Annotated in this window: 12 protein-coding genes; 1 reads left to right on the plus strand and 11 read right to left on the minus strand. The window is 63.7% G+C overall.

What is annotated here, in order from left to right; all coding sequences use genetic code 11:
• Nucleotides 1–11: 11 nt before the first annotated feature.
• Entirely contained in the window at nucleotides 12–617 is a 606-nt protein-coding gene (locus tag D8W71_RS18075) for a TetR/AcrR family transcriptional regulator (protein ID WP_121119495.1), read from the plus strand.
• On the opposite strand, the gene D8W71_RS18080 is transcribed toward D8W71_RS18075, so the two are convergent.
• The 11 genes from D8W71_RS18080 to D8W71_RS18130 all read right to left on the minus strand — a co-directional run bounded on the left by D8W71_RS18080 (nucleotide 614) and on the right by D8W71_RS18130 (nucleotide 13,179).
• The gene (locus D8W71_RS18080; RefSeq protein ID WP_121115314.1) at nucleotides 614–823 is read right to left on the minus strand and encodes a Trm112 family protein; all 210 of its coding nucleotides are present in this window, start codon (nucleotides 821–823) and stop codon (nucleotides 614–616) included. The two genes, D8W71_RS18075 and D8W71_RS18080, sit on opposite strands and share 4 nt — an antisense overlap.
• Before the next feature lie 89 nt (nucleotides 824–912).
• Nucleotides 913–3,933, minus strand: a complete 3,021-nt coding sequence (locus D8W71_RS18085; protein ID WP_121115316.1) for an AMP-binding protein — start codon at nucleotides 3,931–3,933, stop codon at nucleotides 913–915.
• A 107-nt stretch (nucleotides 3,934–4,040) separates the two neighbouring features.
• Nucleotides 4,041–5,480: an argininosuccinate lyase gene (gene argH / locus D8W71_RS18090; RefSeq protein ID WP_121115318.1), complete on the minus strand. Its 1,440-nt coding sequence runs from the start codon at nucleotides 5,478–5,480 to the stop codon at nucleotides 4,041–4,043.
• On the minus strand, nucleotides 5,477–6,676 hold the full coding sequence (locus D8W71_RS18095; RefSeq protein ID WP_121115320.1) for an argininosuccinate synthase: 1,200 nt from the start codon (nucleotides 6,674–6,676) through the stop codon (nucleotides 5,477–5,479). The genes argH and D8W71_RS18095 overlap by 4 nt, the downstream gene beginning before the upstream one ends.
• Nucleotides 6,677–6,715: 39 nt before the next feature.
• On the minus strand, nucleotides 6,716–7,231 hold the full coding sequence (locus tag D8W71_RS18100; RefSeq protein WP_121115322.1) for an arginine repressor: 516 nt from the start codon (nucleotides 7,229–7,231) through the stop codon (nucleotides 6,716–6,718).
• Nucleotides 7,228–8,163, minus strand: a complete 936-nt coding sequence (argF, locus tag D8W71_RS18105) for an ornithine carbamoyltransferase (RefSeq protein ID WP_121115324.1) — start codon at nucleotides 8,161–8,163, stop codon at nucleotides 7,228–7,230. Before argF ends, D8W71_RS18100 begins: the two co-directional genes overlap by 4 nt.
• 1 nt (nucleotide 8,164) lies before the next feature.
• Complete coding sequence (locus tag D8W71_RS18110) at nucleotides 8,165–9,364, minus strand: acetylornithine transaminase (protein WP_121115326.1); 1,200 nt, start codon at nucleotides 9,362–9,364, stop codon at nucleotides 8,165–8,167.
• Complete coding sequence (argB, locus tag D8W71_RS18115) at nucleotides 9,361–10,293, minus strand: acetylglutamate kinase (RefSeq protein ID WP_121115328.1); 933 nt, start codon at nucleotides 10,291–10,293, stop codon at nucleotides 9,361–9,363. The genes D8W71_RS18110 and argB overlap by 4 nt, the downstream gene beginning before the upstream one ends.
• Nucleotides 10,290–11,507 carry a bifunctional glutamate N-acetyltransferase/amino-acid acetyltransferase ArgJ gene (argJ, locus tag D8W71_RS18120; RefSeq protein WP_201265427.1) on the minus strand — a complete coding sequence of 406 codons (1,218 nt, stop codon included), beginning with the start codon at nucleotides 11,505–11,507 and terminating at the stop codon, nucleotides 10,290–10,292. Before argJ ends, argB begins: the two co-directional genes overlap by 4 nt.
• Before the next feature lie 5 nt (nucleotides 11,508–11,512).
• On the minus strand, nucleotides 11,513–12,568 hold the full coding sequence (argC, locus tag D8W71_RS18125) for an N-acetyl-gamma-glutamyl-phosphate reductase (protein ID WP_121115332.1): 1,056 nt from the start codon (nucleotides 12,566–12,568) through the stop codon (nucleotides 11,513–11,515).
• Between the two features lie 50 nt (nucleotides 12,569–12,618).
• Nucleotides 12,619–13,179 (minus strand): hypothetical protein, encoded by a 561-nt coding sequence (locus D8W71_RS18130; RefSeq protein WP_121115334.1) that lies wholly within the window; start codon nucleotides 13,177–13,179, stop codon nucleotides 12,619–12,621.
• Nucleotides 13,180–13,202: the final 23 nt, after the last annotated feature.

Consider the following 13,202-nt stretch of genomic DNA (forward strand, 5'->3'; position numbering starts at 1 on the left):
GGCACGGCACAATGATCGTTGTGACCGAACAACCACGCACGGGCAGGCGCCCGGGACGGCCGGACACCCGCGAAACCATCCTGGCCGTTGCGAGGGCAAAGTTCGCGGCAGCGGGATTCGACAAGACTTCGGTTCGAGCCATTGCCACCCAGGCGGGTGTGGATTCCGCGCTGGTCCACCACTACTTCGGCACCAAGCGTGAACTATTCGTTGCTGCAATCGCTTTGCCCACAGACCCGTCGAAAGTGCTCGACCGCGTTGCCGCGGCCGACCTCGAAGAACTTGGTGCAACGCTGCTCGGCGCAGTCCTCGCCGTCTGGGACTCCGAGAACGGGGAATCGGTGATCGCCGCTTTCCGGGGAATGATCTCCGGCGGCGACACCACTCTGATCAGTACGTTCCTGATGCAGATCGTGCTGAAGGACATTGCCGATCGAGTGGACGAACCGCAGGGATCGGCGCCCCTACGCGTCAACCTCGTCGCGTCTCAGATGGCAGGACTTCTGGTAACCCGCCACATCCTCGAACTGGAACCTCTCGCATCGATGCCGACCGAGCGCATCATTGCGTCGGTGGCACCGACGCTCCAGCGATACCTGACAGGAGATTTGGACTAGCTCGACTGTGCCCGGCCGAGAATGGACTCGTGCTCGGCGTCGTCCACATCACGTGCATCGTCCACCAGCAATACAGGGATCCCATTTTCGATCGGATACGCGCGGCGAAGCCTGGGGTTGTAGAGCAACTCGTCTTCGATCAGCAACAGCGGCCCCTTGTCGACCGGGCAGGCCAGGATACCGAGCAGGGTCTGATCTATCGCCACTGATTTCCTTCTTTCATCAATTCATCGGGTCAGGCAACAATCGGCTCGCAGCCCGTCTGCACAACTTAACCGACCGCGGTCCAGCGATGTCACACCGATCCGCCAGCGCCACCGGATCCTGCGCCAAACCGTTCTGCCGCAACAGCTTTGGTCAACCGGCGGTACGAGCTGGAATCCACGTCGTAATACCAAGCACGTGCGCTCGGCGCCGGAACCCCGAGCTTCTGAAACTCCGACGCCCGCGGCCGGTACGCCCGACCGAGCGGAATTGCGTCGACGATGTGAACGATGTCCGGCCGTTGGGCGGGCAGTAAGACCCCGACGGCATCGGTGATGGTCTTGACGGGAAGGGTGTTCTCGCCGCGAACCGACAGTGCGCACACCGCGATCTCATCGGCGCGCTCGACCCATCGCGGCGCCCGTGCGTCCCCTTCCGTGGCAACGGCGTACACGACGACGGCTTGAACTACGGGCACCTCGCCGAACGCGTCGATGATCGGCTGCGTGAAGACAGGGCCTCTCACTGTCTTCACGACGGTGTCCTTGCGGTCGACGAGCCAGTAATCACCGTCGGAGTCACGTCGGAACAGGTTCTCGGTCGGCACCCATGAGTCACCCGGCTCGAACACCCCGCGCATGAGCGGACTGGTGACCTCGCCGTCGTTGCTCGGACGGCCGAGCAGCAGACCTACCTCGTTGTCCTTGCACACCCGTACGAACCCGTTTTCGTCCTCTTCCAGTTTCCCGGAGATCGGGTCGTACGCTGCCAGCGCAACCCGTGCGCTGCCGGGAAGCGGGCGTCCCTTGGAACCGACTTTGGAACCGCCGACGTTGGCGAGAATCACGTCGTTTTCCGTGGATGCATAGAACTCCAGGATGCGAGCAGGCGCGAACCGCTCCAGCGTGCGCTTCCACAGATTCACCGGCATCCCCGATCCGATGAACAGGCGCACCGGATGGCTGCGATCCAGGTCCAACTCCTCGTCGTCGAGAATGCTCTGCATCATCGCCCACGTGTAGCTGATAACGGTGACGCCGTACCGCGAGACCTCTTCGGCGAATCGCGTCGGGTCGAGCCCCCGCGACAACGCGATTCGCGATCCGCCCGCGAGCGCACCTCCGACACTGACCAGCAGACCGGCCGAGTGATGCAGCGGTGCAAGGCAATACACGGTGTCTCCGGCGCCGAGAGCCGCTGCGGTGGCAGTGCCGAATGCAGAGAGAGCCCACCTGTGATTGGTCACGTAGCGCGGCTCGAGGCCTCTGTCCGTAGCTGTGAACAGGACAACCGCCAACTCGCGGGCGCGCCCCGGGTTGGGCTCGAACCATGCGGGAAGCCGAATGGAATCGGGGTCGATCGCTTCCAGGTCCGTCACGTCCGAACCGCTCGGCGCATCCAACTGTCGAGAGTCACCTCCGCCGAGTACGAGCACGTTCGCGGCGACCAGCGTCGCCGCCTTCAGATTCTCTGGATCGGCGATCACGGTATCGACATCGACCGCGCGGAGTGCACTCTCGAGGTCGCCGCCAGGAGGCAACAACACTGCGATTGCGCCGATACGCGACAGTGCCGCAACGGCAGCCAGGGCGCTTGGCCGCGTTTCCATCAGCACACCGATTCGCGCCGACGGACGCACGCCCGACACGACCAACCCTTTGACCACATTGTCTATTCGACCGTTGACTGCTGCGTACGTGTGCACTCGATCGTCGAACAGGAAGCACTCGCCACCCGGCGACTTTCGACCCTGCTCGGCGATGAGTCGTCCGAGAGAGACAGACGAATGCGGTTGCATTTGCCCCAGTCGAGCCAGACGAGGGAGCGTTCTGACTGCCTCGGTGGAGATTTCTCGTGTACCGCGCACCGCCCCACTCGCGGCCGCAGCCAGCCCCCGACCGACACCGACACCGACTTCGGCGATCGATGCTGCCGTGTGAATGAGCCGATTGCTGATGGACACTCCGCTTTCGGTGTCGGGGTGCTCGTCGTACGTCATCTCGTATGCAGCGTCCGGCTTCTCGCCCAGACCCTCACGCCACCGGATCCATTCACCGGTCGTCGGCCAGGTCTGCGCCGCCGCGGTACTACCGACGACAAGACCGAAGTGCCCCGCGCGCAGCGTGCTCTCGTAGATTTCCGCGCGAGGCGCTGCTCGGCGGATTCCGCGAACAGCGAGAGGCTGCCCGATATCATCGACCTCGCCGACGAATGCCAGGACAGGCACGGTCAGATCGGACAACGTCAACAATCGGTCCTTGATGACGAAACCGCCGGTCATCATCCGGTTGTGCACGACGAACTGCTTGAGCAACTCGGCGACGGCTGGACCCGACCACGCCACCCAACCGTCCATCGCCAGGAAGCGACGCTGCGGCTCCCGAGGCAGCAAAGCCTCGCGGTCATGAAGCTGCCGAAGGAAGTCGAGTCGCGACCGCACGGTTTTGGCGGGATCGAGCAACTGAAAACCCGTACGCGCCATCCAACCCGAGACTGCGAGTCGGGTGAACACGTGATCTGCCAGGAATTCGGCGCCGCGGGTCGCCACGCCTGCCGGGATTCCCAGAGGCAATGCAGCCAAGGTGTCGACGGGTGCACCGAACGTGATGAGGCTGGCCAGATTTCGTCCACCACGGTATGCGGCAGCCTGGTAGCAGAACATGCCGCCCTGGGAGTATCCACCGAGGTGTACGTCACGTCCCGTGTAGTGGTGAACCTTGTCGACCACCTCGCTGATCGCGACCACATGATCGGCGAGTGTCCGGCTCCAACCGCCCTCTTCGGTGTCGGGAGACCCGAAATCGATCACCCACGGATCGAGGCCCATCCCGTGCAGGATTCCTGCTGCGCCATTCTCTGTAGTCACGTCGTAGACGTCGGCGGAGACCATCATCGGCGGTACGAGGACCACGGGTGGCTTCGAGACGTCGGAAGTTTCGTCGGCGAAATAACGCCGTAGCCGATACATCGGCTCTCTGTCGACGACCTTGAACGGCGACGGATCGACCTCGGTCTCCAGGCCACCCAATCGGATGACCTCGAGCCCGTTCTGTGCAGTCGCAACGGCGCGCCGCAACGGTCCGCGGACCGCGTCTGCATTCAGTCCAACCACTACAACTCCTGGCTCGATGATCGATCCCCGACCGCCCACTCACTGCGTAGTCCGAAGCTTCTCACACCCCCGCCACCGAATCCGTCGGCCCTGATTTTTTTGGTACATCAGCGCGTCGGAATACCTGATGCAAGCCAGGCCCGAGCGTGTTCCGCGGCCGATCGCACGCCACCGAGCTGACTTGCCACCTGGACCGCGGCGGTGCCGCCCCGGGAATCGCGCGAGGCGATCGAGCCCTCGACCGTGAGCACCTCGCGTACCGCCGGAGTCAGCGAGGGATCGATCGACGCCAGCTCCTCGTCCGTCAGCTCGTCGAGGCCGACTCCCCGTGACTCGGCGACGCGAACGCACGCACCCGCCGCCTCGTGCGCGACACGGAACGGTATCCCCTGTCGGACCATCCACTCGGCGATGTCGGTCGCGAGCGTGAAGCCCGCAGGCGCGAGCTCTGCCATCCGATCCACGTGGAATTCCAACGTCCCGACCAGTCCGGCGAGTGCCGGCAGCAGCAATTCGAGCTGCGCGACGGAATCGAAAACCGGCTCCTTGTCCTCCTGCAAGTCGCGGTTGTACGCCAGTGGCTGTGCCTTCAGCGTCGCCAACAACCCGGTCAGATTTCCGATCAGACGGCCGGTCTTGCCACGCGTCAGTTCAGCGACGTCTGGGTTTTTCTTCTGCGGCATGATCGAACTTCCGGTGGACCACGCGTCGGCGAGCGTCACGTACCCGTACTCCGGGGTGCTCCACGACACGATCTCCTCCGCCAGACGGGACAGATCCACCGCTGTCATCGCGAGCACGAACGACGCCTCCGCGGCGAAATCTCGCGAGGACGTGGCGTCGATGGAGTTCTCGGCGGACGAATCGAATCCGAGTTCGGCTGCGATCTTCTCCGGGCTGAGCCCGAGCGATGACCCGGCCAACGCCCCGGAACCGTAGGGTGACACCGCAGCTCGCTTGTCGAAATCCTGGAACCGTTGGACGTCCCGAAGCAACGGATGCGTGTGTGCCAAAAGGTGATGTGCGAGTAGTACCGGCTGCGCGGCCTGGGAATGCGTCTTACCGGGCATCACCGCAGCGGGATGGGCGGCGGCTTGAGTCGCCAACGCATCGACTACATCGAGGACGCCGGCCGACACTCGACGGACCGCATCGCGCAGCCACATCCGGAACAGCGTCGCGACCTGGTCGTTGCGCGACCGGCCTGCGCGCAGACGACCGCCGACCTCAGGTCCAACTCGATCGATCAGGCCACGCTCGAGTGCGCCGTGCACGTCCTCGTCGGACTCGGCTGCGGCAAATGCTCCCGATGCGACGTCGTCGGCGAGACCCTGCAAGCCGTCGAGCATCGTCTCGAGGTCTTTCGCGCTGAGCAACCCTGCGCCGTTCAGAACCCGTGCGTGCGCCATCGACGCTCGGATGTCGTAGGGGGCCAGCACCCAATCGAAATGCGTCGACTTGCTCAATGCCGCCATGGCCTCGGCTGGGCCCGACGCGAAACGTCCACCCCAGAGGGAGCCTTCGTTGGTTCCGTGTTGTTCGCTCACAGGCCGAGATCTCTCTTCTTCGCGATTTTGGACGACAGGCCGTGCAGCTGAACGAATCCCTTGGCCGACGACTGGTCGAAAGTATCGCCCTCGTCGTACGTCGCGAGGTTGAAGTCGTACAGGGATTCGCCGCTGCGACGGCCGTTGACGATGATCGAACCCGCGTGCAGCGCCAGGCGGATCTCGCCGGACACGTGCTGCTGGGTGTGCGTGGTGAACGTGTCGAGAGCGTCCTTGAGTGGGGAGTACCAGAGGCCGTCGTAGACCAGTTCAGCCCACTTCTGATCGCTGTGTCGCTTGTACCGACCGAGTTCGCGCTCGAGTGTCACGTGCTCGAGTTCCTCGTGCGCCCGGATGAGGACCATCGCGCCCGGAGCTTCGTAGATCTCGCGGCTCTTGATACCGACGAGACGGTCCTCGACGACATCGAGCCGCCCCACTCCCTGCGCACCCGCGCGAGTGTTCAGTTCCTGGATGGCCTCGAGCACGGAAACCGGACGACCGTCGATGCTGACCGGGCGGCCCTTGTCGAAACCGATGATCAGTTCGTCAGGTGACTGCCAGTTCGCCGTCGGATCCTGGGTGTAGTCGTAGACGTCCTTGGTCGGCGCATTCCACAGATCTTCGAGGAAGCCGGTTTCGACGGCTCGCCCCCAGACGTTCTGGTCGATCGAGAACGGTGACTTCTTGCTGACGTTGATCGGGATCTTGTTCTCCTCGGCGAACGCGATCGCCTTCTCACGAGTCCACGCGTAGTCGCGGACCGGCGCGAGAACGTCGAGTTCGGGTGCAAGAGTGTTGAATCCGACCTCGAAGCGAACCTGATCGTTGCCCTTACCCGTGCATCCGTGCGCGACGACGGTTCCGCCGTGCGAGCGTGCCGCCTCGACGAGATGCTTCACGATCAACGGCCGACTGATAGCCGAGACCAACGGGTAGCGATCCATGTACAGCGCGTTGTTCTGAATCGTCGGGAGACAGTATTCGTCGGCGAACTCGTTGCGGGCGTCGACGACGACGGCCTCGACGGCGCCGCAGTCGAGCGCACGTTGGCGGACGACCTCCATGTCCTCACCGCCCTGGCCCAGATCGATGGCGACGGCGACGACCTCTCGACCGGTCTCCTTGCCGATCCAACTGATGGCGACGGATGTGTCCAATCCGCCCGAGTAGGCAAGAACGACGCGTTCGGCCATGGGTGTGTACTCCTTAGTTGTTGCGTGGACCGGCCTGCGCTAGTGAGCGCGTCGGGCCAGTTTTTCGATCTTGTCGGCCACGTCGCTACCGCTGAGCGGCTCGCGTGCGATGACGAAAATTGTGTCGTCGCCGGCGATGGTTCCGACGATCTCGGTCAGAGAGGCCCGGTCGAGAGCACTTGCCAGGTATCCGGCTGCTCCGGGTGGGGTTCTCAACACCGCTTGATTTCCGCTCGAGTCCGTCGACACCAGCAACTCGCCGAGCAGCCGGGACAAACGATCGGTCCCGCCCGAGATACCTCTGACGGGGCTGCCGTCCTCGGGAACGACGTATACGCCGACTCCTCCATCGGCGGCACGCAGCTTCATGGCGCCGAGCTCTTCGAGATCTCGCGACAAAGTGGCCTGTGCGACCTCGATACCCTCCGATGCCAGCAACGCCACGAGTTCCGGCTGACTGCGCACCTGATGAGCCGACAGGAGCGAGATGATCCGCGCCTGCCTTCCAGCCCGAGTCGACGCCGTCAGCGGCACCGACGACACCTCCTCGCTCACGGTCGTCGTGCCTGCTCGAGTAGCCAAACCAGTAGGGCCTTCTGTGCGTGCAGCCTGTTCTCGGCCTCGTCCCAGACGACACTGTGCGGCCCGTCGAGCACCTCGTCGGTGACCTCTTCACCGCGGTGCGCCGGAAGACAGTGCAAGACAATAGCGTCGGGCTCGGCCAGAGACAACAGCTCGGTGTCTATGCGATACGGCCTGAACGGCGCGACGCGATCGAGTCCGTCGTTCTCTTGCCCCATCGATGTCCACGTGTCCGTGACGAGCACATCGGCGCCCGTGGCGGCTTCCTGCGGATCCTCCGTGATCGTGATCTTCGCGCCGGTCTCCTCTGCACGGGCTTTCGCAGCGTCGAGGACGAAGCTCAACGGGGCGAACTCTTTCGGCGCCGCGACGGTTACGTCGATTCCCGCGGTGACGCCGCCCAGCAACAGCGAGTGCGCCATGTTGTTCGCTCCGTCGCCGAAGTAGGTGAGCCGCAGCCCTTTCAGATCGCCCTTGCGCTCGGCGATGGTCTGCAGGTCGGCAAGCACCTGGCACGGATGGAACTCGTTGGACAGTGCGTTGACGATCGGAACTGTCGTACCGGTTGCCATCTGCTCGAGACGCCTCTGGCCGAAGGTGCGCCATACGACGGCTTCGACGTAGCGAGAGAGGACTCGTCCGGTGTCCTGCAGAGTCTCCTCTCGACCGAGCTGAGTGCTTTGGCCGTCGACCACGACAGCGTGACCGCCGAGTTGCGCGATTCCGATCTCGAACGAGAAGCGCGTACGCGTCGAGTTCTTCTCGAAGATGACGCCGACGCCCTGCGGGCCTTCGAGCGGACGCTTCGAGAACGGCGCGCGCTTGAGTTCGGCAGCGAGAGCGAGAACCTCGGCTTGTTGCTGTGGCGTCAGGTCGTCATCCCGAAGGAAGTTCTTCAGTGCCATGTCAATCCGTTTCGTCGGCAGTGTCGAGAATTGTGGGCAATGCCGCGACGAACGACACCGCCTGCTCTTCCGTGAGGACGAGAGGCGGGGCCAGGCGTAGAACGTCGGGCTGAGCGGCATTGATCAGGAACCCTGCATCACGTGCAGCGGCTTCGGCTTTGGCTGCGATTGCCTTGGTCAGAACCACGCCGAGAAGCAGTCCGGACCCGCGAACGTGTTTTACGAGTGGATGATTCAAGTCTTCGATCGAATGCGTGATGACCTTGCCGAGCCGGTCGGCGTGGGATATCAAATCTTCGTCTGCCAGGGTGCGCAGCACGGCGAGGGCGGCCGACGCACAGACCGGGTTACCGCCGAACGTGGTGCCGTGCTTGCCCGGATGCAGCAGTTTTGCGGCCTCCCCTATCCCGATGCAGGCCCCGATGGGCAGTCCACCGCCGAGGCCCTTCGCGAGGGTGATGACGTCGGGCACGATGCCGACGGCTTGATGCGCGTAGAACCAGCCGGTGCGGCCGATCCCGGTCTGCACCTCGTCGAGGATCAGCAGCGCCCCGTGGCGCGCAGTGATCTCCCTGGCGGCGACCAGGTAGCCGTCGGGAGGCACGACGACACCTCCTTCGCCCATGATCGGTTCGAGGAACACTGCTGCTGTGTCGGAGTCGACTGCCGCCTCGAGGGCGGCGACGTCGCCGTACGGAACATGGTGAACGCCCGCAGGCATGGGCTCGAACGGCGCACGCTTGTCGGGCTGGCCCGTGAGCGCCAACGCACCCATCGTCCGTCCGTGGAACGCGTTTTCGGCCGCCACGATGTTGGGCCGACCGGTGAGCCGCGCGATCTTGAACGCTGCCTCGTTTGCTTCGGTTCCCGAGTTACACAGGAACACACGACCGTGCACGCTCGCGCCCAGGTGCGCCAGGAGCTGTTCGGCCAGTGCAATACCCGGTTCCGTTGCGTACAGGTTGGACGTGTGACCGAGCGTGGAGAGCTGAGTCGTGACTGCCTCGATCACCGCCGGATGTGCATGACCGAGGATGTTGACGGCAATGCCGGCGAGCAGATCGAGGTATTGCTTGCCGTCGGCGTCGGTCACCACCGCACCTTCGCCGCGAACCAGAGCAACACGCGGCACACCGTAGTTGTCCATCAACGAGTTCGACCACCGGGACTGGAGGTCGAGGGTCGAGGTGTGCTCGGTCATGATTCACTTCCTGGGGTTGTGAGCTGGGTGGGCTTGAGCGCGGGCGGCCGGGTGGGCTCTACCATCGTGCCGATTCCTTCGCCGGTGAAGAGTTCGACGAGAACCGAGTGCGGCACTCGACCGTCGATGACGTGCGCCGACGGGACACCACCCTGCACAGCACGGAGGCATGCTTCCATCTTGGGCACCATGCCTGCGTCGAGTGACGGCAGCAATGCGGTCAAGGTGTCGACGTCGATCGCGGATGTGAGCGACGATCGATCGGGCCAATTGGTGTACAGGCCTTCGACATCGGTCAGGACGACGAGTTTCTCGGCTCCGATTGCTTCGGCCAGTGCGGCGGCTGCGGTGTCGGCGTTGATGTTGTGGACGACACCGTCCTTGTCGGGAGCGATGGTCGAGACCACAGGGATGCGCCCGGCGTCGATCAGATCGAGTACTGCCTCGGGGTTGACCGAGGTGACATCGCCGACGAGACCGATGTCGGTCAGGGCGCCCTCGACCATCACCGAGCGCTTGGACGCGGTGAACAGGTGCGCGTCCTCACCGGATATACCGACCGCGTACGGACCGTGACTGTTGATCAAACCGACGAGTTCACGCCCGACCTGACCGAACAGCACCATTCGTACGACATCCATGACCTCGGGCGTCGTCACTCGGAAGCCACCGCGGAATTCGCCGGTCATGCCGAGCCTGGTCAGCATCGCAGTGATCTGCGGACCACCGCCGTGTACGACGACCGGATGCAGGCCGACGGTCCGCAGAAACACCATGTCCGCGGCGAACGCGCGCTTGAGTTCGTCGTCGACCATCGCGTTTCCGCCGTACTTCACGACAACGATCTTGTCGTTGAACTTCTGGAGCCACGGCAACGCATCGGCGAGGGTGTGTGCCTTCTGAGATGCTGTCAGATTCAAGCCGGTCACGACGAGTACGCAGAGTTCTCTTCGACGTAGGCATGGGATAGATCAGTCGTTCTGATGCTCACTGACTCGGTGCCGAGACCGAGATCGATGGTGACGGATATGTCCTCGCCGGACAGATCGACGTCGCGGGCGCCTGGGGCACCCACTCCGTCGACGCACACCGGGCTCCCGTTGAACGACACGGTGATTCGATCGGGATCGAGCTCGATCGGAGCGATACCGATGGCTGCGAGAACGCGACCCCAGTTCGGATCGGAGCCGAACAATGCAGTTTTGACCAGACTGTCACGCGCAACGGTTCGCGCACCGATGAGCGCGTCGTGCTCCGAGACTGCTCCCGAGACGGTTACCAGCACACGCTTGGTGACGCCCTCGGCGTCAGCCATCATCTGGTCGGCCAGGTCGTCGCACACGGCGAGAACAGCCGCGTTCAACTCCTCCTGGCTCGGGGCGACACCTGATGCACCCGACGCCAACAGCAACACGGTGTCGTTGGTCGAGGTCGCGCCGTCGACGTCCAAACGGTCGTAGGACAACCGAGTCGCGTTGCGTAGTGCCGTGTCGAGTTCTGCCGCGGTGGCGACGGCGTCGGTGGTGACGACGCTCAGCATCGTCGCAAGCGACGGTGCGAGCATGCCCGCGCCCTTCGCCATTCCGCCGACGTTCCATTTGTTCTCGTGGTGGAATGCAGCTTGCTTCGGCACCGTGTCGGTCGTCATGATCGCGTACGCTGCGTCGGTCCCGCCCGAGATACCGCCCGCGAGTTCGTGGACGACCTCGGTGACTCCGGGTAGGAGCTTGTCCATCGGTAGTCGGTCACCGATCAAACCTGTCGAACACACGGCTACCTCGATGGCACCGGTCTCGGTGCCCCAGTTGCTCAGTGCGGTGGCCACTTCCTCGGCCGTGCGGTGGGTGTCCTGAAATCCTCCTGCGCCGGTACATGCATTGGCGCCCCCCGAGTTCAGGACGACGGCACGGAGCTTTCCGGAACTCAGCACCTGCTGTGACCACAGGACAGGGGCAGCTTTGACCTTGTTCAGGGTGAACACACCGGCCGCAGCGGTATCGGGTCCTTCGTTGAACACCAGAGCCAGATCGGGCTTGCCGCTGACTTTGATACCGGCGGCGATCCCCGCACCCTTGAAGCCGGCGGGCGCCGTGACGCCCTGCGTCCGAACAAGTTTGCCCGGCACCGATGCGGTCTCGGTAATGCTGCTCACGGTGCAACTCCTACTGTCGAGAGACCGTCGGTCTCAGGGATTCCGAGGGCCAGGTTCATGGATTGGACCGCCGCTCCGGCAGTGCCTTTGGTGAGATTGTCGATCGCGGCCACCACGACGAGGAGGCCGGCATCGGTATCGACGCTGACGCTGAGCTGGACTGCATTGGAACCCATCACCGCACCGGTCTGCGGCAACCGACCCTCGCCGAGAACGAAGATGAAAGGTTCTGCTGCATAAGCTTTCTCGTATACCTCGACAGCCTGCTCCTGCGTCGCGGTGGTGCGCGCAGTGCAGGTCGCCAAAATTCCGCGAGGCATCGGCGCGAGAACCGGGGTGAACGACACGGTCACCGGTTCGGGTGACAGGGCCGAAAGATTCTGCACGATCTCGGGGTTGTGGCGGTGAGCGCCGGCAATGCCGTACGCGCGAACCGATCCCATGACCTCGGAACCGAGCAAATCGGCCTTCGGCGCTCGGCCTGCTCCTGAGGTTCCACTGACGGCAACGATGTTGACCCGAGGCTCGACGATTCCGGCAGCGACAGCGGGAGCCAGTGCGAGGCTCGACACCGTCGGATAGCACCCGGGGACGGCTATGCGAGTCGCGCCGACGAGCTTCTCACGATGACCTGGCAGCTCGGGCAAGCCGTACGGCCATGTACCCGCATGCGGTGACTTGTAGTACTTTTCCCAGGCCGCGCCGTCGGACAACCGGAAATCGGCACCGCAGTCGATGATGAGCACCGACTCGGGAAGTAGCTGCGCGATCTCAGCCGATTTCCCATGCGGTAATCCGAGAAAGACGACGTCGTGTCCGCTCAGCTCGTCTTCGGTGGTCTCGGCGAGGACTCGATCGGCTAGAGGCAACAGATGCGGATGGAATTCACCGAGCGTCGCGCCCGCATTACCGCCAGCGGTGAGCGAACCAATGACGAGTCGCCCCGACTGAACGCCTGGATGTCCAAGCAACAATCGCAGGATCTCGCCACCGGCATAGCCGCTCGCCCCCGCGACTGCAATCCGCAGTGGGCCGTCCTTCACATCGTCCATACGGTTGATTATGCATCATCATGCAAGCTCATTCATATGGGGGTGTCGAATCAGCGCTCTTTCATCGACTGCCTGATCTCGTCGAGCTTCTTACGACCGGCAGCCTCGCGCTCGTTCCACTGTTCGTCGAGCGTACGGCCAGCCGGCGTCGCGTGGTCGAGTTCCTCCTGGCCGAGCGCAGTGGTAGTCCGCCCTTCCACCTTGTCACGAACACTGTCCCAGGTCGGCACACCTTGGTCGGTGAACCCGGTCGGAGACTCGTGATTGGAGAACCCCGAACTCACTCCCCCACCTATCGCCCCGTCGATGCCACTGTCGTCGACTAGCTCGGCATCGATGACTCCTGGTCTGACCTGGGCGGGCATTCCTCCCAGTGGCGAATACCCGGGCGGATCCCCCAAGGGCTGGTCGATCGTGGGCTTCGTCGTCTGCGGAACATCGACGTCCGGGATATCACCCGGTGGCACAGTCGACGGTTCGGCTCGCGTCGTATCGAGCTCGGCCAGCAACGCAGAAGCCGCCGCATGTACGGGTGCCAGCGCCGAACGGCCACTCACCGCGGAGAGCACCTCGCGCAGCACGGCGATATCGTTCCGATCGTCCGAAGTCATATGTCCTCCCGAGGTTGGAAAGC

It is taken from the genome of Rhodococcus sp. P1Y, from assembly GCF_003641205.1.
Classification (GTDB): Bacteria; Actinomycetota; Actinomycetes; order Mycobacteriales; family Mycobacteriaceae; genus Rhodococcoides.

Coding starts and splice junctions, on each gene's coding strand:
- D8W71_RS18130 (WP_121115334.1), bottom strand. CDS start 13,179: ATGACTTCGGACGATCGGAACGATATCGCCGTGCTGCGCGAGGTGCTC.
- argC (WP_121115332.1), bottom strand. CDS start 12,568: ATGGACGATGTGAAGGACGGCCCACTGCGGATTGCAGTCGCGGGGGCG.
- D8W71_RS18095 (WP_121115320.1), bottom strand. CDS start 6,676: ATGGCCGAACGCGTCGTTCTTGCCTACTCGGGCGGATTGGACACATCC.
- D8W71_RS18110 (WP_121115326.1), bottom strand. CDS start 9,364: ATGACCGAGCACACCTCGACCCTCGACCTCCAGTCCCGGTGGTCGAAC.
- D8W71_RS18075 (WP_121119495.1), top strand. CDS start 12: ATGATCGTTGTGACCGAACAACCACGCACGGGCAGGCGCCCGGGACGG.
- argF (WP_121115324.1), bottom strand. CDS start 8,163: ATGGCACTGAAGAACTTCCTTCGGGATGACGACCTGACGCCACAGCAA.